The organism is Armatimonadota bacterium, from assembly GCA_022563855.1.
GTDB lineage: Bacteria > Armatimonadota > Fimbriimonadia > Fimbriimonadales > Fimbriimonadaceae > JADFMN01.
The window spans coordinates 79,687-100,943 of sequence record JADFMN010000003.1 but is presented as its reverse complement, the minus strand read 5'-3'; the positions used below and the strand labels follow the sequence as shown (position 1 = coordinate 100,943).

At 58.6% G+C, this 21,257-nt stretch carries 22 protein-coding genes; 2 read left to right on the top strand and 20 right to left on the bottom strand.

All coding sequences use genetic code 11. The features are described 5' to 3' along the window. Window positions 1-30: 30 nt before the first annotated feature. From IH944_04675 to IH944_04630, 10 genes are all read right to left on the bottom strand, one after another. Entirely contained in the window at window positions 31-465 is a 435-nt protein-coding gene (locus IH944_04675; protein ID MCH7903846.1) for a hypothetical protein, read from the bottom strand. Window positions 466-609: 144 nt separating this feature from the next. Then, window positions 610-864, bottom strand: a complete 255-nt coding sequence (locus tag IH944_04670) for a hypothetical protein (GenBank protein ID MCH7903845.1) — start codon at window positions 862-864, stop codon at window positions 610-612. A gap of 147 nt (window positions 865-1,011) precedes the next feature. Next, complete coding sequence (locus tag IH944_04665) at window positions 1,012-1,533, bottom strand: hypothetical protein (protein MCH7903844.1); 522 nt, start codon at window positions 1,531-1,533, stop codon at window positions 1,012-1,014. A 112-nt stretch (window positions 1,534-1,645) separates the two neighbouring features. Further along, window positions 1,646-2,485 carry a hypothetical protein gene (locus tag IH944_04660; GenBank protein ID MCH7903843.1) on the bottom strand — a complete coding sequence of 280 codons (840 nt, stop codon included), beginning with the start codon at window positions 2,483-2,485 and terminating at the stop codon, window positions 1,646-1,648. Between the two features lie 179 nt (window positions 2,486-2,664). Continuing rightward, window positions 2,665-3,186, bottom strand: coding sequence for a hypothetical protein (locus IH944_04655; protein MCH7903842.1), 522 nt, complete (start codon window positions 3,184-3,186; stop codon window positions 2,665-2,667). Between the two features lie 18 nt (window positions 3,187-3,204). After that, window positions 3,205-4,662 carry a hypothetical protein gene (locus tag IH944_04650; GenBank protein MCH7903841.1) on the bottom strand — a complete coding sequence of 486 codons (1,458 nt, stop codon included), beginning with the start codon at window positions 4,660-4,662 and terminating at the stop codon, window positions 3,205-3,207. A gap of 154 nt (window positions 4,663-4,816) precedes the next feature. Continuing rightward, window positions 4,817-5,332: an ATP-binding protein gene (locus tag IH944_04645; protein ID MCH7903840.1), complete on the bottom strand. Its 516-nt coding sequence runs from the start codon at window positions 5,330-5,332 to the stop codon at window positions 4,817-4,819. Window positions 5,333-5,387: 55 nt separating this feature from the next. Continuing rightward, a complete protein-coding gene (locus IH944_04640; protein ID MCH7903839.1) occupies window positions 5,388-5,834 on the bottom strand; it encodes a hypothetical protein in 447 nt (148 codons plus the stop codon). A gap of 67 nt (window positions 5,835-5,901) precedes the next feature. Next, window positions 5,902-8,325: a tetratricopeptide repeat protein gene (locus tag IH944_04635; protein MCH7903838.1), complete on the bottom strand. Its 2,424-nt coding sequence runs from the start codon at window positions 8,323-8,325 to the stop codon at window positions 5,902-5,904. Between the two features lie 28 nt (window positions 8,326-8,353). Then, complete coding sequence (locus tag IH944_04630; GenBank protein ID MCH7903837.1) at window positions 8,354-8,515, bottom strand: hypothetical protein; 162 nt, start codon at window positions 8,513-8,515, stop codon at window positions 8,354-8,356. Between the two features lie 360 nt (window positions 8,516-8,875). On the opposite strand from IH944_04630, the gene IH944_04625 reads away from it, so the two are divergent. After that, window positions 8,876-10,054: an acetyl-CoA C-acetyltransferase gene (locus IH944_04625; GenBank protein MCH7903836.1), complete on the top strand. Its 1,179-nt coding sequence runs from the start codon at window positions 8,876-8,878 to the stop codon at window positions 10,052-10,054. A 12-nt stretch (window positions 10,055-10,066) separates the two neighbouring features. Here the strand turns inward: IH944_04625 and queG are convergent, their stop codons facing one another. The 7 genes from queG to IH944_04590 all read right to left on the bottom strand — a co-directional run bounded on the left by queG (window position 10,067) and on the right by IH944_04590 (window position 17,200). Further along, on the bottom strand, window positions 10,067-11,011 hold the full coding sequence (gene queG, locus IH944_04620) for a tRNA epoxyqueuosine(34) reductase QueG (protein ID MCH7903835.1): 945 nt from the start codon (window positions 11,009-11,011) through the stop codon (window positions 10,067-10,069). Next, complete coding sequence (gene rsmA, locus IH944_04615) at window positions 11,008-11,844, bottom strand: ribosomal RNA small subunit methyltransferase A (GenBank protein ID MCH7903834.1); 837 nt, start codon at window positions 11,842-11,844, stop codon at window positions 11,008-11,010. Before rsmA ends, queG begins: the two co-directional genes overlap by 4 nt. After that, window positions 11,757-12,440 carry a 3D domain-containing protein gene (locus IH944_04610; GenBank protein MCH7903833.1) on the bottom strand — a complete coding sequence of 228 codons (684 nt, stop codon included), beginning with the start codon at window positions 12,438-12,440 and terminating at the stop codon, window positions 11,757-11,759. Before IH944_04610 ends, rsmA begins: the two co-directional genes overlap by 88 nt. A gap of 141 nt (window positions 12,441-12,581) precedes the next feature. Continuing rightward, window positions 12,582-13,442: a hypothetical protein gene (locus tag IH944_04605; GenBank protein ID MCH7903832.1), complete on the bottom strand. Its 861-nt coding sequence runs from the start codon at window positions 13,440-13,442 to the stop codon at window positions 12,582-12,584. Window positions 13,443-13,451: 9 nt separating this feature from the next. After that, window positions 13,452-14,339 (bottom strand): hypothetical protein, encoded by an 888-nt coding sequence (locus IH944_04600; protein ID MCH7903831.1) that lies wholly within the window; start codon window positions 14,337-14,339, stop codon window positions 13,452-13,454. After that, window positions 14,336-16,342 (bottom strand): NAD-dependent DNA ligase LigA, encoded by a 2,007-nt coding sequence (ligA, locus tag IH944_04595; protein ID MCH7903830.1) that lies wholly within the window; start codon window positions 16,340-16,342, stop codon window positions 14,336-14,338. Before ligA ends, IH944_04600 begins: the two co-directional genes overlap by 4 nt. 51 nt (window positions 16,343-16,393) lie before the next feature. Then, entirely contained in the window at window positions 16,394-17,200 is an 807-nt protein-coding gene (locus IH944_04590) for a hypothetical protein (GenBank protein MCH7903829.1), read from the bottom strand. Window positions 17,201-17,257: 57 nt separating this feature from the next. Here IH944_04590 and IH944_04585 point away from each other — a divergent pair, with 57 nt between their 5' ends. Continuing rightward, window positions 17,258-19,483 carry a serine/threonine protein kinase gene (locus IH944_04585; GenBank protein MCH7903828.1) on the top strand — a complete coding sequence of 742 codons (2,226 nt, stop codon included), beginning with the start codon at window positions 17,258-17,260 and terminating at the stop codon, window positions 19,481-19,483. Here the strand turns inward: IH944_04585 and IH944_04580 are convergent. From IH944_04580 to IH944_04570, 3 genes are read right to left on the bottom strand one after another with little or no spacing between them, the layout of a single operon-like run. Further along, the gene (locus IH944_04580) at window positions 19,430-20,635 is read right to left on the bottom strand and encodes an AI-2E family transporter (protein ID MCH7903827.1); all 1,206 of its coding nucleotides are present in this window, start codon (window positions 20,633-20,635) and stop codon (window positions 19,430-19,432) included. The two genes, IH944_04585 and IH944_04580, sit on opposite strands and share 54 nt — an antisense overlap. 44 nt (window positions 20,636-20,679) lie before the next feature. After that, window positions 20,680-20,898 carry a YtxH domain-containing protein gene (locus IH944_04575; GenBank protein MCH7903826.1) on the bottom strand — a complete coding sequence of 73 codons (219 nt, stop codon included), beginning with the start codon at window positions 20,896-20,898 and terminating at the stop codon, window positions 20,680-20,682. After that, a complete protein-coding gene (locus tag IH944_04570) occupies window positions 20,895-21,257 on the bottom strand; it encodes a hypothetical protein (protein ID MCH7903825.1) in 363 nt (120 codons plus the stop codon). Before IH944_04570 ends, IH944_04575 begins: the two co-directional genes overlap by 4 nt.

The following is a 21,257-nucleotide window of genomic DNA, read 5'->3' as shown; positions in this document are numbered from 1 at the left end:
GTGGCTTCGCCACAAAGTCGCTTCTTACGCTCACCGGTCAGTCGGATACACGAACTTTCCATCGACCTCGAACGTGGCCTTGTTGACCCAGAACACCCCTTCGGTACCCCACAGCCAGTAGTCCGAAGCCATCGGCAGTTCGGGTGGCTCGGGTTCGTTTTCCGGTCTGGGCTTAGGATATATCTCGACGATCCGATGCGCGCGCCCGGCCTCTATCTCGAACCAGTAGTTCTGTTTGTCAAGCTCTGAACCCTTCAGCCCTTTCGTCTGGGTAAACACTTCCCAAGCGGCATCCAGAGCCCGCAAGTCCGCCCCGTCATACCCCTCGCCGTACAGCGAATTGACCTGGTGCTCTACGAGCGACCGCTGCTGTTCGAGGCTCTCCCGGTCTTGGAGCAGTACAGCCAGATTGCATCCAGCAACGGCCACCAGGACCAACGATGCGACGTGTTTGAAGTTTGTCATCAATTGCTTTGGACGATGCTCGACCCGTCGCGGGTTTCATCGCCTCGCATTGATTGTAACGTCGAAGCTTCGCTCATCCATCACGTACGTGATTCTGATCTTCCTCTCATCTTCGATTAGCTGTATGTCCAGGTTTTCGATCTCCTAGCGGGGCAATTTGTAGTCCAGTTTCCGATACTGTTCCATCAAGTCGTCCACATCATCGGGAACCTCTCCGGTCTGCTTGTAATAAGAGCTCACTACAGCCAACAAGGTAGTTCGGTCTGCTAACGTACTTCGTCCATCGGGCAACTTGCCCCAGATGACCACGAGCGAGTAAACGATGATCGCCACGAGCAACAACGCGACGATAACCACGCGTGGACTCAGCGTCCTTTCATTCCTTTCTTCGAGTGCCATGGCCGTTTTTCGACGCCAACCTCCCTGCGCGACTTCTGGGCGAACAGGGCTGTCAGTTTACCGGGCGGTTCAGCGCAATGGGCGAACGGTTAAATGGCGAACGGCGCGACAGCCCGTGAGCCACAATGCGCGGAAGTCTCAACGCAATCAGATGCCTTCCGGCTTCTCCTCTGGCCACGGGTCGATGCCGACTTTCAGCGCGCCCTTAGCAAACGGCACATAGTTCTTTACGCTGCCGTCCCAGGACTCCGTAATGGTCGCCCTGAGATCTTCGGGTGTGCTGACGCGGCTGTACCACTTTTCCGCATCCTCCTCCAATAGAGTCTGAATCTTGTTGATTCGAACTAGCACCGGCATTTCGACAGCCGCGTCCATTATCTCAAGTGTTCCTCTTTTCCGCCCACTCAACCAGCCGAGATCGCCCTCGATGTCCGGCACCCTTGCGTACGACTTGAGGTCTCTGTCTTCGTCGCAAAGAAGGGTCGCACAGTACATTATTCGAAAGTACGGCGACCAGGAACTGATACTCAAGGTCGCTGAGTGCTGCACACCCTCTAGGTTCTTGAAGTAGTGCCGCCTGCGCACGCGCAAGCCCCGTACCCCGACGAAATACCGCTTGACCGTGCTCTCTATCCCCTCTCGGGCTTCGATGACCTTGTCCGACTCCACGCCTTGATGATACTCCGGCTATTTCATGTAGCCGCTGGTCGCGAAAGAGCGGAAGCCGCCGATGCTGCCGGTAATAGGAAGAGGATCGGGGCTGAGCTGCGTCCTGTCCCAACTACTCTTCGCCAGCAATATCGGCATGGTAATCCTTCAAATGAGATTCCAGCTCTACAAGCGCTCCGCGCAGGTCGGTTTCCAGCGGCTGTAGGTCCGCGTCTACCTCGCTTAACAGATAGTAACGTCCCTCTCTGTCGTCTGCGACGAAACAGATGCCGAACAAGCACTCGTCGTCCTCCGCAATAGACTTGATGCACTCACGTGTTGGCCAAACCATGATCCGGCCGGATACACCGAGGAAATCCCAATGCTCAGTCTTGAAGCCATCGACGTGTTCGACGAGCTGCAAGAAATCCGCAGGCAATGGCGACCCGAGAAATCTCTGGTATGCATCAACGATCTCTTGGCTTTTCGGTGGAAAAAACTCTGTCGCATGGTGAGATTCCGAGAACGATCTAGCCTGCGCGCTTTCGAGCTGATCGATGGGTATTGCCTCGGGGTTCTCGCCTGGAGTATCAAGATCGTTCACCAACACGACTTCGAAGTTCTCCGCTGAGACATCGGTCGGCAAATCTCCCGGCGGCTCCGACAGTGCGATCGAGTCAAGTAGCCCGCAATTTACGACAATATTGGCTCGGTAATCGTTACCACCAGAGGCACCAAAAACAAACGCCGCGGTGCTAGATGGATAGCGATTTGGAAACATCGGCAGCTCCGATCTTGCAGAACGCCGACCTAGGACTAGACCGATCCACTGGTCCGCTGGTTTATGTGCAACTCGCGTGATCGCAGAAATTTGATCCTGCGCGATGTCGCCGAGGCTCGGCGGTAACCGACGGACGAAGGCTTCCAGAATCGCCGCGTCAAGGGCGCTCATGTCGCGCTTCTCAGTGATCAATCCCCAGAATCGGTTCCAAGTCCTATGGATGACATTCATTCTCGCCTACAGTATTACTCGAGTGCTATCATATACATTACGCCTACCGAACCGCCCAAGAACATTCCGACATAAACACGGGGAATGCGATCGGCCATGCGAATAATGAACGGTCACGAGGCGCGGTAGTCATTTTGTAGTCAGATGTAGTCGGGCTTGCCCTCTGGCCACGGGTCGATGCCGACTTTCAGCGCTCCCTTTGCCATCGGAATGTAGTTCTTGAGTTTGTCGTGCCAAGCCTCTCTGATCGTTTTCCGGAGGTCTTCGGGCGTACTGACGCGGCTATACCACTTTTCCGCATCCTCTTCCAATAAGGTCTGGATACGGTTGATTCGAGCTAGCACTGGCATTTCGATAGCCGCGTCCATTATCTCAAGTACTCCTGGTTTCCGCCCGCTCAGCCAACCGATGCCGCCGAAGATATCTGACACTCTTGCGTATGACTTGAGATCACTGTCTTCGCCACACAGCAAGGTCGCTTGGTAGTCCATATCGTAGTCCGGGCCGTACGAACCTCTTGCGAGAAAGGCGGCGTGTTGAACACCGTCAAGATTCTTGAAGTAGTGCCGCCTGCGGATCCTGAACCCCCGCACTCCGACGAAGTACCGCTTGACCGTGCTCTCGATCGCCTCTCGGGCCTCGTTGACATTGTCTGAGTCCATATCTAAATACTACTCCAGCTAATTGAAGAAGCCACTGTTGGCAAACGATCCGAAACCGCCGATGGTTCTGGGAATGTTGAACTGGACGGGAGGCGGCATATCGTAGGTCCATACCTGCCCCTTCCAATCGCCTCCATACGCGCGCTGTGCTGCCTCAAGGTATCTTTGCAACTGATTAGTGCCCACGCCGATCTGCCGGGCGTTGGACGGCTTTATCTCGATAATCGTCTTTGTTGTTTTATCCAGAATGTCCGGTCTCATTCTCGTACCTTCGATCACCTTATCAAGCCTCAGCGTGTCCGTCTGGAACCGCTTCCCTAACTGGTGAAAGCGGAAGCCGTATCCTCTGGCCGTCTCTCCAGCTTGACGCGCGAGTTGCGGAAGCCTGCCAGATCGTACAGCATGTCGTCCAATCTGGCTTGCTGTGACGCCAACACCCGGTCCTGCACCGGCGAGCCATCTGAGCCAGTTTGGAATCAGCGTGTACACCGCGCGCCAAAGGGACGCCTCCTCCGCTGTCGCTGCAGCACCAGCTGCAATATCGATTCGAACCAACCCTGACGCGTCAAATCCGCTGACAGGACTGTTGTCTATGTAGGCGTACCAATTCCGTCCACTTCCAATCGGATCGGGGGTCAGAAATCGCCCGGTGTCGGGGTCGTAGTAGCGGTGGCCGAGGAGCTTGAGGCCGTTGGCCTCCTCCTGGTAGCCGAAGGCGCCGCCGTAGCCGAACGGCCCTTGCCAGGTGCCGGTCGAGGACACGAGGTTGCCGTAGGCGTCGTAGACGCGCGAGGCGGTGACCGCCCCGGAAGCGGAAGACTGCGCGGAGGCGTTCTTCAGACCCGAGTGCTGGAACGTCGAGACCTCGTTCTCGCGGCGCGAGATCCCCGGCGTGTACTGCGCGACCCCGTCCGAAAGAACAGGCGAGGTGACGCTTAGCCCGCCCCGCTTGAAAGTGCGAGAACCGCTGACGCCCGATGAAGTCGCCCGCGCGCCGAGACCGTTGTACGTGAAGGAATCCGTCGCCAAGCTCGGGTACGTGATCTGCGTCACCTGGCCGTCGTAGTCGTAGTCGAACTGCGTCGTGCCGCCGACCCCGGAGATAGCGGTCGTGCGGCCAGCAAGGTCGTAGGAGTACGTGCGCGGGTTGAACCCGCCGGTGATCGAGAGCAGCTTGTCCGCGTCGTCGTAGGCGTACGTCTCGGTAACGCCGTTGACCGTGCGGGAAAGACGGTTTCCGTTCGCGTCGAACGAGTACGAAGCGGAGTAGCTGACAGACGGCTTCGCCTCGGCGATCAGCTGGTCGATGGCGTCGAACGAGTACGCGGACCACACCCCGCCCTCTAGCGCGTCGGTCACCCGCGAGGCGACGTCCCAGACGTACTCCTTCCGCTCGATCTCAACGCCCAAAGAATCCCAGACGATCACCGAAAGAGGCCGCGAACGGGGCTCGAATGCGACCGTCTCGGACGGCACCGTAAAGTTCCAACTTCGAAACGCTCCGACTGCGACCTATACGACCGCTGTCAAAAACATGTCCGCGACAGTCCTCACCTGGAAGGGCGTGACACCGGCCAACTCATTCGTCAAGACTTAGTGGTCTGAGCTTGTGTGTTCCTTCGCGCGAATCTCAAAAAGGCCAAGTGCCACCGAGGCGGGACGTTACGAATCGGTCTCGATCGACATCTACTAGCCGAATCGTCCTATTTCCTGTTCGGACGTAAACTTCGTGCTGCTTCTTTCCCGATTCGTTCTTGCTGACGACGTACGTGACGCCGGGTATCGCCGAGACGCCGACGACGCAGACAGTCCGTTTTCCCCGCATCTCCATCGAGACCGTGTAGCCCGCGTGTGGGTGAGGATACAGGGAGTTCCTTACGTGTTCGTGCAACAGAGCCTCGTATCTGTCGAGGTGCTTGTCTTGAAACAGCTCGGCTACTTCGTCGTCGATGCCGTGAACGGACCCGTCGTCTGCAATTCCAATAATGAGATCGCCTCCGTCCGAGTTGGCGAACGCTGCGATCGTCCTAAGCACACCAGCACGCAGGTCTCCGTCCTTTCGACCGCTCCTCTTGTTCCAAAGCAGCGCAGACTTGTACTCAAGTCTGCTTGATTCTACGGATCTGTCTTCGCTGGCTTCATCCATATTAAAAAGGGCACCGGATTGCCGGTGCCCCTCAAGTTTCGGAACGAAGCCGCTACTATGAGTGCTTCATCCGCACCACCCATGATACTGGCTTGGGCACTCCGTTCTCAATCAAGACAGCATCGCAGGAAAGAAACGTGTACTTCTCCCCAAGGTACGACTTGCCCACCAGGTCGTACGGTCTGATAACTCCCAGATCGACGCTGATCGTGCCGTCCTGGTTAAGTTCGGAGGCCGACCAGTCTATGGTCTGACCTGCGATATCGACCCTGTTTACAACTCCGTTCTGGATCTCAAGATAGAACTCCTCGAAGTGGTAAGTGAGGTTGAACGAGGGCAGTTGCCCCTCGTCGACCAGGGGCGGAATAGGCTGTGTCATTGACAGCAGCACTTCCACCGCGCCAAATGAGGTGCTGTAGCCTGCTGAAGTCGGAGCCACGTTTGGTGGCGGTGTGCTCGTGATTGGGCTGATGCCGTTTCCAATAAAAGTTGGTATATTCATTTCTGTTTCACCTCTTAGTTGATCGCCGAAGCGACCGACCCATTATACGCACAGTTCTGAGTCGAAGCTACGAAATGTCCCTTAAAAGGTCCATGACGGCAGGAAGTACGTCCTCAGGACTCAAGAGCTTGCCGACAAGCTCAAGCTCCCGCCAGCGATCCTCGGACAGTGCGTCCCTCAGACTATCCTCGATCTCGTCGACCATCCCCTGCCGAGGTGCGAATCCGGCGCCTTCAATCTCCTCGTACAGCACTTTCGCCACCCCGAGCGTTCTAGCGGCCTGTTCGTAGCGTTCAGTTAGGCACAGCACCAGCGAGAGCCTTAGTACGGTTGGAGCCGCAGTTGCCGGATTGTCCATGCCAGATGCAATCAACAGATCAAGTATACCAACGCACTCTGCTACATTCGACGTGAGCCTGAGCGCATCACAAAGATTCAGCCTTAGCATGTGGATTGTCTCGACCGGGATTAAACCGCCATCGGTCGAGAGCGTTCGCTCCAGGACACTGACCGCCTCCCCGTACTCGCCTATCTGCAAAAGCAGATTAGCAAGGTTGCCGGCACTCTTCGCCCATCGTGGAACGTCGCCTTCGACTAGCAGCAAGTTGAACGCTTCCACCAGATACTGCCGCGCCTCTTCGTACTCACCTTTTTGGTTCTTCAGACTTCCGAGGTTAGATAGCACGCTCGCCACCCAAAGGTTGTCGTTTCGCTTTCGGGCTTCCTCCAACAACAGCCTGAACTGCCCCTCGGCTTCGTCGAAGTCGCCATTGACCCATAGCATGACGGCAAGCGCGTTGTCCGCCTCCGGAGAATACTCGCCAGACTGATCGAGCAAGCATTCCGTAATAAGCCGGATACCGTCGAAAACGTGCCCGTACTCGGTCCAAAACCTCGTCATCTTTGTGCAGAGAGACTTGCCAGCCGGATCGCCCGTCGAGACGATCTCTTGGAGAATAGTTCGGACAGTCGCATACCTCTTGGCAAGGAATCTGAAGTCTCTGTCCGTCTTCTCACCTTCGGAGTAGGCATACGCCTCGTTGATCAGCCGCTCAACGTAATCTCGCATCCTTTGTGAACGGATTTCGGATGGTCGAGAAATCGAATACTCCCGGACGGGCGCCAGCATGTGGAACCAAGGCTGGCCTTCCTTGTCGAACGACCTCACGACCAGGCTCTTCCTGACCAGGGCGGTCAGTACGATGTAGGCTGACTCGCGAAAAAGCACTTCCTCGGCGTCTACGAGCTGAAAAGAACTGCTGAAGCCAGCGAGGATTTCCGCGGACTCGCGCTCATCCTGATCCAGCAGGTCATAGCTCCACCTTATCGTCGCTTCCATAGTCAGGTGCCTGTCTTCGCCGTCCATACGGAGGTCCTTTAGTCCTATCTTCAGCCGAGCAAGGCACTCACTAACGCCAATTACTGACGAGTGCCCGGCAGCATGCTCAATAGCAAGAGGCAGACCGGCTACCCTTGAGCATATCTCGTCTATAAGGTCGAGTTCCGCCAGATCGGGATCGTAGATTGCCCTTCGCTCTTGCACGCGCTCGATGAACAGGCTTCTAGCTTCCGGCAGAGGAGGCACTTCGATAACGATCTCGCCACCGACGCTGAGCGCTTCGCGCGAGGTCGCGATCACCTGTGACCTTGGAACGTGCGAGAGTATGTCGAGGATCGCAGACCGCGCGCCTGCAAGGACGTGCTCGCAGTTGTCCACGACGAACAGGCAAGACTTCGAGCGGAACTCGTCAACGACCGCATCGACGCCCCCGCCGGTCACGCCACACTGGTCGGCCAAGGCCTGACCTACGCTGTCTACTCCTGTCACCGGCGCAAGGTAGACGATTCTACAGATCTCCACTCCTTCGCCAAGAATCCGCGCGGCAGCCTGGGTCGCAAGCCTTGTTTTTCCCGCCCCTCCGCATCCGGTGAGGGTTACCAGCCGACTCGCCCGGATCGACAGTTCGATTCTGTCCATGAGGCTTTCGCGCCCCACGAACGAGTCGAACAGAGTAGGTAAGGTGTGGTCGTACAGGTCCAGGCCCTTCAGTCCAGGTTTCTCGGGGTACATGAAATGAACGTCGAACGCAATAACGCGCTCTGGCGGACTCAGGTCGCTGAAGGAGTGACGCCCAAGTTCCTGAGTCTCCCCGGGGTCGATGACCTTTGTGAGCTTTTCGACGATCTCGCCGACCCCGAGCAAGCTGCCGGGAACTGCCTTGGACGAGACCTCGGACAGCTTTGAAATCCACCGCCCGGTCGTGTACTGGCCGATCTCTGCGAGGGCTATCGTGACGGGCGCATCCTCGCCGACAGCCTCTCTTAGCGACCTGGCCGCATCAAGAGCAGTTGAAGTCCCACGGAACAGGTACACGCACTTCCGGCGTTCCTCCACGGCGACCCCGCCAAGAGGAGCGAAGACACACCTGCACTTCTCAGTGCACATCGCGCTTCCATCAGGATGTGACGCTACAAGGACGCACCTCGCCATTCCTCATTTTAGCAGAGCCTATTCGACGCTACGGTACCGAGCCAGCAGGTACCGAAGAAGGCGTCAGCCGAGCGAGGTAGTTGAATCCGCTGGCGCCCGTGCTGTACGCCATCAGCACCGACAGTCCGACGCAAGACACGCGGAGCGCAAATGCGTTTGCTCTCTTCACAACCCTACCGTTCAATTTCATCTTCATCTCCACAGCCGAATTCCGGCCGTCAAAAAGGAGATAGTGATGTCGCGCTGTTTTGTCAAGCCCTTTTCTGGAATTTCTCTTGTCGCACACGACTACGGCGGTGTGCAACCGCGCCTATTTGCCACGGAGGCGAACGGCGCGACAGCCCGTGAGCCAACGGAGCGCTGGTCCGGAAAGGAGGAAGGGACTGCCTCTGTCTCGCCCCCTCTCCTCAATCCTCTCCCTCAAGGGGAGAGGAGACGCGGCCATCTTTCTGGGGTCGCTGTGGGAGGGGAGTTGCCGTGCGGAGGCGGGATCATCAGCCCGGGTCGCGTCTCTCCCAGGCAGGTAATCTCCAGACAGAGGAATTGAAGAATGGAAGACGTTGTTCTACTCAGCGGAAAGCGCACCCCGATCGGCTCGTTTCAGGGCGCGCTAGCGTCGATGTCGGCCCATGAACTGGGCTCGATCGCGATCAGGGCGGCGCTCGAATCCGCAGGTGTCGCCGGAGCTGATATCGACGAGGTTTATATGGGCAACGTGCTAAGCGCGGGCCAGGGGCAGGCGCCCGCTCGCCAGGCGAGCATCGGCGCGGGAATCCCGAGCAGCGTGCCGTGCACGACGGTCAACAAGGTGTGCGGCTCGGGCATGAAGACGATCATGCTCGCGGCCCAGGCGATCAAGCTCGGCGACGCCAGGATCATGGTCGCCGGTGGGATGGAGTCCATGACCAACGCGCCGTACATCCTCGACAAGGCTCGGCAGGGGTACCGGCTCGGCGACGGAACGCTCATCGACAGCATGGTCCACGACGGTCTTTGGGATGCGTACAACGACTGCCACATGGGAACCTGCGGCGACAAGACTGCCGCTGAGTTCAACTTTAGCAGGGAAAAGTTAGACACATTCGCTGCAAACAGCTACGCCCAGGCATTGGCGGCACAAGAGGCCTGCAAGTTTGTAGACGAGATTGTGGAGGTCTCGATTCCGCAGAGAAGAGGCGACCCGATCCTGGTTTCGCAAGACGAGGAGCCGGGGCGCGGAAAGCCGGAGAAGCTGCCCAAACTGCGGCCAGCGTTCGGCAAAGAGGGCGTCACGACCGCCGGAAACGCCAGCAGCATCAACGACGGAGGGGCCGCGACGGTGCTGTCGAGCGCCGCAGAGGCCGAAAAGCGCGGTCTCAAGCCGATCGGTAGGATAGTCGGATACGCGTCGCACGCGCAGGAGCCGGAGTGGTTCACCACCGCTCCCGCGTTCGCGATTGAAAAGTTACTGAAGTCCACCGGCAAAACTGTTGACGACATCGACCTGTTCGAAGTGAACGAGGCGTTCAGCGTCGTCGCGCTCGTCGTTGCCGACAAGGTTGGCATCCCGAGCGACAAACTGAACGTCAACGGCGGCGCGGTCAGCATCGGCCACCCAATCGGGATGACGGGAACGCGCCTGGTCATCACGGCGTTGCACGAACTCCGTCGGCGCGGCGGACAGTACGCGATCGCAACACCGTGCATCGGTGGCGGCGAAGCGACCGCAGTTTTGATCGAAGCTCTGTAGGCCGCGCGCGTTTTATTTTTTCTGAGAAGCGTTGGCGAGATTCGCGCGCGCGTTGCGCCGCAGACCGTCGAAACCTGCCCGACGCACAGGCGATCCGCGCGTCAACTTGTCCCACTCGTCGTAATCGATTTGAGCAAGCTCCTTTAGCGACGGCCACTCGCGCCGTTTTAAGAAGTCGCTCTCCGTCGTCTCCGTAGCACGCAAAGGATGCGCTTCGCGAGCTTTGTTGAACGGGCACACGTCTTGGCAGATGTCGCATCCGAATGTCCAGTCATCGACTAGTTCTTGTTGCGACTTATTAAACTCATTCTTATGCTCAATAGTTAAATAGCTAATGCACTTCGAACTGTCGATCTGCCACCGGTCTTCGTGCGGCACGATCGCCCCAGTCGGACACGCGTCTATGCACATAGTACAGGTGCCGCAACTCCCTACCGCAGGCTCATCCGGCTCCAGTTCCAGCGAAAGAAGCAAGACGCCGATGAAGTACCAGCTGCCACGATGCGAGTCGATCAGGCAAGTGTTCTTTCCGATCCACCCCAGCCCCGCGCGCATCGCCATCTCCCTTTCCAGAACCGGCGCAGAATCCACGCAGGCCTGCCATTTTAAACCTGAATCATGGTCTGTAATGCACCGTCCCAACTGCCGCAGCTTGCCACGCATCACCTTGTGATAGTCCCGTCCAAGCGCGTACTGCGCGATCCTCGGGAACCCCTCTTTATGTGAGACATTCTGATGGTAGTTCAACCCAACGACAAGAGCCGAGCGTGCCTCGGGCAGGAGGTTAGTCACCTGCTCTCGCAGCTCGCGCTGCTCGTGCAGATACTCCATTCCCGCGTGCAGTCCCCGATCGATCCATGCATTATAGTTAGCGATAGTCGTAGCCGGTTGCACATCCGCAATTCCGACAAGATCGAAACCGACTTCACGCGCCCAGTCGCACACCTGCTGTTTCATAACCGGCTTCCCAATTCGATCCAATGCTCGTCCTCGAGCTGGTGCGGACGGATCGATTCGCTCAGACCAAGAGCAACGATTGCGTCGATGACTTTGATCCTGGCATAATCGCCAGAGAGATTGTTGACAAGCGTCTTTCGCGGCTGAACAAAACCCGCTCGCACGACATCGAACACCTGCTGCGAAACAGTACCGTCAAGCGGCGTCAGCTGAAGCACGACGCTGGACACTTTCGGTCTCGGAACAAACGCCCCCGGCGGCACATTGCAGACTTTGCTGATCGAAAACTGCAGCTGCAAGAACAAGGACAGCGAGCCGCGCCTACGATCACCGGGCAAAGCTAACACGCGCTCGCCGACCTCCCGTTGCATCATCAGTATCGCCGAGTCGATCCGTTCGCGCTGCGCGGCGATCTTAGTCAGCAGCGGACCGGTGATGCTGTACGGCATGTTCGAGACGACGCAGCGCGGCGCTGGCAACGACTCCAACAACTCGCCTAAATCAACCTTGAGCACGTCCGCTTCGACAACCGTCGCGCCAGGGCAGATCTCGGACAAAATCGCGATCATGCGTTTGTCGAACTCGATTGCTGTAACTCTGGTAGCGCCTTCGACAAGTCTGGTGGTGAGCGCACCTGCCCCAGGGCCGATCTCAAGAACGCCTTCATAGCCGGAAGCAAGCAAGACGATCTCGTCGACCACGCGATCTGAGATCAGAAAGTGCTGTCCGAGGCGCTTGGTCAGCCTTACCCCGTGCCGTTCGAGGGTGTCTCTGAGCTCGGCAGCTCGATCACGTTCTCGAAGATGTGAACCTTCACCTGCCGTCTTCCCCACCGTAGCGCTTCCTTTCGGCCCTCGATGCACACGTCAATTATGTTCCCTTTGATCGCCGATCCGGTGTCCTCCGCGATCCCAAATCCGTAACCTTCGACATACATCAGCGTCCCAAGCGGGATAACTCGCGGGTCAACGGCTATCGCGCCGTACTCCGCTTTGGTGCCGGTATAGGTAAGGAAAGTCGGATGCCTGCGGCCCGCATCCGGCGTATATGCGGTCGATTCCATCTCGACGACTTTCGCGCGCGTGTAGGTGCCGCTCGACACACCGCGGTTGCTAGGCCTGCCCATCTTGAAGATCGCCGGCACAGGATCTGTGACCGTTTCTCGGATCAGCTTTTCGTCGATCACAGTGCCGTCTCGAACGATCTGCTGAAACTCACGGACGATTCGGCCTTCGACACCGTATCCGAACTTCAGCAAGGCGCCGCTCTGCATCTGGTTGTCAAAGACGTACTTGACCTGGTACGGCAAGCGAACGTGTTCGACACGGAGCACGACCTCGCTCCCTTTCGGCGATGACTGCAGCGCAAGCACCGAGTTTAGGAGAAGAGTGAGGAAAACAACCGCCGCGAAATAAGCGATCCTACGCATACTGGCCTGCCGCCCGGAGCCGTTCGCCGTCGAAGGAGGCAGGCACAGAATATACCCATTAAGCCGATTATGAGCCTGTGATCTGGCGCGCGGCCAGGTTCAAATGAGTTCAACGATCAGGGGCCTGACGGCCTCCGACCACTAGTTCTTCAGCCGCAAAATCGAAACTGGGCAAGGCGCCCTTTCGCTGGTTGTAATCAGGTAGTGCCCGTCCTTGCTGTAACAGATCGCCTCGCCCTGTACTTCGATCGGGAGGCGGATTTGCTTCGGCTCTTGATTCACCCAATCTTCGAATTCTTCCGGCACTTCGTACTCCAGCGCTGCGCTATATGTACGGATTACGACATGCTTGCCATCTGGTGAGACATCCCCACCTGTCACCCAAGTCCCGCCGAAGCCCTTCGTATCGACTGGGATGTTCCGGATGTGCCGCAGGGTGTAACTTCCCGATCCTGTTGGCTTCTTAAGCATGTAAACGCCGGTGACACCGTCTCTCGCCTTTGTGACGAGGTAGATGTCGCCAGTCTGCGTGACGAACATTGCTTCGCAGTCGTGCGCCTTGTCGGGGTATTTGAGCGTGTAGCTTTCGAAGAGAATGTAAAAACCATCGTCTGTCCACGTCGGCTCATGCACACGGTAGATCACGATCTCGTCGCGGACTCTGGCGTTGTCGCCTATGTCGCCGAGGTAGATGTAGGGGTTTCCATCAACCACCGCGCTCGCCATGTCCTCCCAGTCCCTCGCTTCGATAAGTGCTAGCTCGTAGGTGCCCTCGACTTCGCCGTCTCTGTTGAAGCGGAAGAACCGGGCCTTGTCTCCGCTGTCGTTGTGGGTGTAGAAGACGCCTGCTTCTATGTTGCTCGCCGCAACGCCAGAGCTTTCATCGATCTGCGGATCGTCCAACTCGCACAGGTCCTGTGGCGGCCCCCACTGGCGATCCTGCACGGGAGCAGCAGCGCAAGAGCCGAAGACGATCAGAACCCCGATAAGCCAGCGTGTCATTCCAAAATCCTACCCCTTGCGCGAGTTGCGCCAGTTCTTCATGTTGTCGTAGAACAGGTACTGGTGCGCCCATCCGGCAAGCTCGCCGTGGTCAGCGCGGAACCGATCGCCAATTGCCTGATACCGGCTTGCGGTCAGCGATTTCCCTTTCCACTCCGGGAAGTAGAGCCGCACAGCCGCCTGCCACAAGTGGGTATCGACGGGGACTGCCTGTGTGTGGTGCAACGCGAACAGGCAGATGCAGTCAGCGAGCTTCGGACCGATCCCCGATAGCGCAATCAGCTCTTTGTGCGCAGTCTCGTACGGTTTTGCTTTCAGCGATTCGAGCCACTCCTCCCCGCCCCGTCTGAGCATCTCTCGGGCCGCAGCCGGGATCGTACGCGCGCGGTAACCGAACCCAAGTTCGCGAAGATGCGACTCCTCAATCTCGGCGATCACCTGGACAAGCGGAAACCGATGAACTGGCTGTCCCTGCACATCAGCCATCGGCTCGCCGAAACTCGCAAGAGACCTGACCATTGTCAGAATTCTCGCGATGTGGTTGTTCGACGTGCAGAGGAAGCAGAACGTCTCCTCGACTGCGTCGCTCGGCTTCATCAAGCGCAGACCCGCAAGCGAGTCGATGTATTCGGCCAGCTCCGGCGCACTAGTGACGATCTTTCGGCAATGCTTTTCGACGTCCTCATCCAGCCTCAGCAGATCGCGAAAGGAGGCTTGACTGGCGTTCGTTTTGACCGCGTAGTCTTCCCCGTCTACGAAAACCTCGTACCAGTTGCTACCGTCGACGCCCAGCCATCTGTTCGGCTCGATCTCATCCCAACGGAAGACCTGACCGCTGGTCACGCACAATCGAAAGTCAAGAGCGGTCTTCGGGATATTGAGATCAAAGCTGGTCAAATCGATCCCCCCGGAACCATCTCAAGGAACTGTTCTTCCGTGAGGACTGTCGTCCCCAGTTCCTCTGCCTTGGCGAGCTTGCTTCCGGCCCCCGGACCGGCGACGACGTGCGTTGTGTTCTTGCTGACGCTGCCCGCAGTCTTTCCGCCGAGGCTTCGCACGAGCTTTTCGGCATCGCCTCGCGTGAACCGTTCGAGCTTTCCGGTAAAGACGAATGTCTTCCCGGCGAACTCGGCGCTACCGGAAGTTGCTGCTTCGATCGGTTCGACCCCGGTCGCCAGCAAATCGTCGAGCAGGTTTTGATTCTCATCGAGTTCGAGCCACTCTTCAACTTCGCTGGCAACTTTGGGGCCGACGCCGTCGATCTCCATCAGACAGTCATAGCTCGCGCGCCTGAACTCCCTGAGCGAACCAAACGTGTTGGCCAGATCGACCGCAGTCCGCTCTCCGACAAACCTGATCCCGAGAGCGAACAGGAATCGCTCGAGCGGTCTCGACTTCGACTCCTCGATCGCCGCGATCAAGTTCTCGACGCTTTGCTCGCCCATTCGGTCCAGCTCGACCAACTCGTCGCGCCTGGCCTTCAAACGGTAGATGCTCGGCAGGTCGTCGAGCCATCCCAGCCCGAGAAACCGCACGATCTGCCTTTCGCCGAGACCGTCGATATCCATCGCCCTCTTGCTGACGAAGTGCGTGAGCTTCGCGGCGATCTGCGCATCGCATCCGGCCCGGTTGGGACAGCGCAGCGCGACGTAACCCTCCTCCTCGACCAGCGCCGTTCCGCACTCCGGGCACTCGGTCGGCATGCGAGGAGGCTTGGCTTTCTTCGGTCTCTTCTTGAGGACCGGGCCGATCACTTCCGGGATGACGTCGCCCGCGCGCTGCACGATAACCGTGTCCCCGATGCGAACGTCCTTCTCGGTCATGTCGCTGAAGTTGTGGAGCGTCGCGCGGCTAACCGTCACGCCGCCGACCTGCACAGGCGCAAGGTGAGCGACCGGCGTGACGACGCCCGTGCGACCAACCTGCCACTCAACGTCCTCCATGATAGTGAACGCTTGCTCTGCCGGAAACTTATACGCGATCGCCGATCGCGGCCCGCGCGACGTGCTCCCCAAATCCGCCTGTGCGCTCAGATCATCAACTTTGATCACTGCGCCATCGATCCCAAACGGCAAGTCAGACCGGTGCTGCCCAAGCTCCTCCACGTAATCAACGATCCCCTGAGCGCCGTCGCAAACGCGAGCTTCCTCTCGCACCTCGAAGCCCAGACCTCTAAGCCACGCCATCAATTCGGACTGCTTGCTGAAACTCTCGCTGCTCGTCTCGCCGACGCCGTATGCGAAGAACGTCAGCTTTCGCGCAGCGGTCTCACGGCTGTCGAGTTGGCGCATTCCTCCGCTCGCGGCGTTGCGCGGATTCGCGAACACCTGCTCGCCTGCCTCGGCCCTTTCCGCGTTGAGCTGGTCGAACACGGATTGGAACATGACCACTTCTCCGCGCACTTCGAGCAGCCCAGGAACAGCCGCGCTCAATCGCAGAGGGAGACCGCGGACCGTTCGTGCGTTGTGGGTCACGTTCTCTCCGGTGGTTCCGTCACCGCGGGACGCAGCGACGGTGAGCAGCCCGTCGACGTAGGTCAGCGAAAGAGAAAGCCCGTCGAACTTCAGTTCCGCAAGATAAGAAACAGTCTCGGCTTCAAGCGCCTTCCGAACCCGCTCGTCGAAAGCCCGCAACTCATCGACCCCGAAAGCGTTATCGAGCGACAACATCGGGACCGCGTGTCTGTGCTGTTCGAATTTCTCGATCGGCGGCGCGCCGACGCGGAGGGTCGGGCTGTCGGGCGTCTGCAACTCCGGACACTCGCCCTCGATCTGGACGAGTTCGGCGAACATCTCGTCGTATTTGCTGTCGCTGATCTCCGGCGCGTCCTGCTCGTGGTAAAGCCGGTTGTGCCGCTCTATCTGCTCGCGAAGCTGCTTTGCGCGTGCGGCCCTCGTCATCGAATCAGAACTTACCCGCAGCGGGAGAGTTCGAGTACGCCGAACGGAGAATCAGGCTGACTCGCCGCTGCGTGAATCAACTTTCCTGACCAGTTCCATGGTCGTGCTGAGCTTTCGCGTTTTCAGCATCTCCCCGTCCATGCTGAACTCTTCGCCCGTCGACTCTGCGACCATCTTGAGCGAATGGACGAGCCCCTCCCGAACGTCGAACACGACCGTGCCTTGTCCTGTCATGACAGTCTTGACGGAGCGCACCGCTTCCTCTCGCTCGTCGACCACTTCGAGCGCCTCGTTTTCTAGCGTCTCGTACTCCTGGTCGATCTTCATAGCAACAGTGATCAGGTCGCCATCGATCTTCAACAGCTTGCATCTATACTTCATCGGACCGTCGCTGAACGGCTTTTCGAACGTCCACTCCGATCCCACGCTGAGGTCTGTCTTCGGAAAAACGATCGGCACGTAAGTGATGTCTGGAAACCGCTTCACATCCAGCCCCGGCAAACGAATCGGCGGTCTGGTGTCCGGCGCGTCGGTCTTCAGGATCTTCCCGCTCGGCGACAGCTCGATCTTGGTTCTTGGAAAAAACTCCGTTACGCTTTCCAGGCCGAACGGAAGGGTCGCGTCGTTAAAGGTGATCTTGAAGCTCGTGATTTCGCTGACCGCTTGAATCGCGTTCTTTCGCGCTGGCGCCTCGCCGACTACCGACAGGCCCATGGTGACGACGACTAGCCCCTCGGTCCCGCCCAGCACGGGAATGAACCCGTCAAAGGTCATCGCTGTTTCGTACTCGATCGCGGTTGTCGCATCGAAACCGTACTGAAACGGCGCGAGAACAAGTGCAAGATAGATCAAACCCATCGCCGTGAGTGTAGCTTTATGGGGGGCATTGGAAGCCACAATTAGGTGAATTGGCCAATGCCGAAGTTTCAACCGCTGCCGCTGAGAGAAGGAACGCTGCTCGACGACCGGTACGCCGTCGGTCGATTCTTGGGTCGTGGCGGGTTCGGCATCACCTATCTTGTCGAAGACTTGGTTCGAGGTGACGACGCCGTACTGAAGGAGCTTGCGCCGCAAGCAACACGGAGGCTCGACAACGACGACCTCGACTTTTCGTTCATCGGGCCGGCTGAGGCGCAGCGGTTGAGACGGCAGTTCACGGCAGAAGCCCGGATCCTGCGCAGGGTCGCGATATCGCGCGTCCCGAACTTCCGGTCCGTCTTCGACGAACATCAAACTGCGTATCTCGTGACCGACTACGTTCCGAACGCGACCCCACTTTCTAAAATCGTGGCTCAATCTGGCGCCATGAGCGTGGAAGACGTAACCAGCATCGTGGAGCAGCTCCTGGAATCGCTCGAGCAGTTGCACAGACGTAAGCTGCTGCACCTGGATGTTAAGCCGTCGAACGTACTGCTTGCCGACGACGGTCAAGCGCACCTGATAGACTTCGGTTCGGCGCGGCAGTGGCACGCAGATCTCACCAGCGCACACGGCGTTCAGTTCTCCCCCAGCTACGCTCCGCCTGAACAGATCCTGGAAAGCGAGCGCCGAAGCCCTGCAACTGATCTGTATAGCTTAGCTGCGTTAGCTTATACTCTTTTGACCGGTATTCCGCCGACTGGAGTCCACGATCGGCTGGCGGGAACGCCAGTGATCCCGTTGATGTCCGTGCGACCGGACACGCCTCCGAACCTCGCTGCGGCAGTCGAGTCCGCGCTGTCGATGCTGCTGGCCGAGCGCCCCCAGTCGGCGGAGGAGTTTCGCGCGATTCTGCACGGCACTCTCGACGTCCAGTCCGAGGCCGACCGGGTGCTCGCGCTGGACGAAAAGCGGTCGAGGCTCTTGCGATTCAAGTACAGCCCGCGCCAATGCCCGGCCTGCGGAAACGTCCTCGACCGTCCCGAGCCGTTGGGCAAAGATCAGTGCCCAGTCTGCAGAGAGGGGCGACTGAAGATGCGCAACATTCACGAGCAGTCGTGCGCGACGTGCCGCGGAGGAATCCTCCACGCGGTCGACAACGAGCATAGACCGGGCGTCTGTCCCAAGTGCGATACCGGAATAATGAAGCCTGTAAAGCGGTTCGGTTTTCTGAATACAGGCGTCGTGCTTTGCGGAAACTGCGACTTCGCGCTTAAGAAGGAAGGAGAGGACTGGCGCGACGGCCTCGGCACGGCCAAGCCGTGGAGCGAGTGGCACGACGACAGCGGAAGAGCTGCGAAGACGATGATCTGCGACGTGTGCCGCGCGCAGTTCGACGTCATGCGCGACGGCCGCTGGGAGAGGACCACGAGCGACCCGATGAACGACGGTTGGACGAAGCTGTATCCGGACGAATGGGCGCGAGTCGCTGCCGGTTTGAGGCCTGACTCGGGTAACTGCCACTGCGAAGCTTGCGGCGCGGACTTCTTCCGCGCGAACGAGAAGATCACGCTCTTGAGCGACGACACGCGCGATCCGTACGGCTTCGTGGTCAGGTACGGCGGAGAGCTTTTGCGCGTCGACCTTGTCCCCTGGTTAGCGGTCGGAAAAGAGTCCGGCAAGCCCGGATTCGCCTGCCATGCCTGCGAGACCGAGTTCGACGATGCGGAAGGTGAGAGCTTGGAACTCGTGCATACGGGCCATGCGATGCTACGAGGCCGCGCCGGCGAACGCCATTCGCTGGAGGACTGGCACAGAATCTCCCAGGACTTGCCCGCCTCGGGCGACGAAGACACGCTCGATCAAGATATCACAGATGCGCTGCGAGAGGCGTACCAACACAACGAGATCGCCCTCGATCCGCGACGGCCCGATCTGGTGTGGAAGGGGCGAGCAGCAGACGTTGCGCCTGGCACGGACGCGTCGATCGTCGGCAAGTGGCTGCGTTTCGTAGTCAATGACGGCCGCATATCGTTGGGGCTCGTGCGGAAGCGCGTTGAACTGGTGAGAGACGTCGCCAGTGCGTCAGCCGACAACGGTGTGTTGACCGTCCACTTCAAGGGGATCGACGAGCCGTGGCACATTCAAGTAGAGCCGATAACGCTCAGCGTCACCTTGGAGTCGGGCAAAGAGTCCGTCGAGCTATCGGCGAGCGATCTTGCCCGCCGTCTAACCGGAGCCAGTGCGATGCCGCAAGGGGGTCGCAGGCAACCGCAGAGCTGAGTCGTCGGGCTTGTTCGTCAAACGAAGCAGCCGACCGAGAACAATCTTGATGGAACCCGCCAGCGGGAACGCGATCAGCATCCCTGGCAAACCGAACAGCGCCCCACCGCTAAAGATAACGAAAAGAGAAACGAGCGGGTGAAGATCGACCGACTTGCCGACGATCCGGGCGTAGACCAAATTGTCGTACAGAGTTGACTCGACGATATACACTCCGACGAGCACACCGGCGAACACCCACGGCGAACTGAATGTCATAAACCAGTTTCCTGAAACATCGCTGAGGCCGGTCACGAGGAAGATCAAGACGCCCGTCATCAACGCACCCAGGAACGGCACGAGCGAGAGCACTCCGGCCAGGATCGCCATGAGAATCGAATACGGCATGCCAAGAAGGCTGAATATCACCGCAGATATCAGAATGTGCACCGAGATCCCCATCAAGACGCCGCGCAGATAGTTCTTGAACACGTCGCCAATGTCCGAAATGATCGCCATCGTGTCCGCCCGAATGGCAGGCGGAATCCAACTGGACGTCCTCATCCGAAGGTTCTCCATCTCGAGCAGCATCATGTAGGCGAAGATCGGAGTGAACAGCAGAAGGAGTACCTGCGACGCCGCGCTCCCGATCATGCCGACGAGGCCGTTGAAAAAGTTTGAAATGATTCCGAGAATGTCTTCCCTTCTCGGCTCGATGTACTGATCGATGATCGCCCGCCGAGTGTTAGGCAGCCCGACCGACTTTAGAATCGGGCTGAACTCCTCTAGGGCTTGGTCAAACCAGCCGACCGGCCCCGGCGCTTGTGCCTTGACGGCGGGATTCCAACGCAGGAAAAAGTTCGCGTTCGAACGCTCGTCAGCGATCCGATCTGTCAGTAGCTGTGTGGCACCCGTCAATCCGGTCAGCTGTGAACTCACCTTCGGCGCAACCGCAACGACGAGCGCGCCGGCCAGCAGGAAAAAACCCACCGTGATGAGGGCGACCGACTTTCCGCGCGACATGCCCCTGAGGCGGAGCTTGCGAACGACAGGCTCGAGCAGCACGGCGATCAGCCACGCCACGACAAACGGCATCAAGATGCCGCGAACAGCATAGAGAAGCGCGCCTGCCAGCGCTACGAGCCCTATCCATAGGGCGATCCGCCATCCCACGATGGCGTGATTGTACTACTTTCGGACCGAGCTTACGCCGTGGGTCAGTTCGAGTCGGCGGCGCCCTTTCGCTTCGCCTTCTGCTCTGCCATCCAGTCCTCGCTCTTCGCCTTCATCGCCTTCAGCTTTGCGGCAACCTGCTCTCTGGTCTCAGAGCCGGGCTTCGGCGCAAAAAGAACGCCAGCTACTGCGCCTAGAAGCGCACCCAGTCCAAATCCTGCCAATAAATAAACAATCGCGTTCTTGTCGTCGGAACTACTCATTCGGTTTTCTCCGTGTCGTCGCTAGTTGGGAGTGCTTTCCTCCTCTTTCCTAAGTATGCCCGAAATAGCTTCAATCCTAACAGTGCAAGTGCCGGGATGAGTCCTTTCTCCTTCCAACGCTTGACGGTGTCCAGGATCGCGCCGAGCGGATCGCGCGATCTTTCCGAGAGTTGAGCGCTGATAGCGTCGATCGCCCTTTGCTGCTCCGCCACCCTGCCCGTCAGGTTTTCGAGCTTCTTGTTGATGCGCCCGAGCTCGCGCCGGGTCGCCAGGAGGCTGTTGACCGCCAGCACAGCCAGCGCCAGCAACAGCACTACAAAACCGATCAGAACACCGATTACGAGGCTTTCAGATTCCAT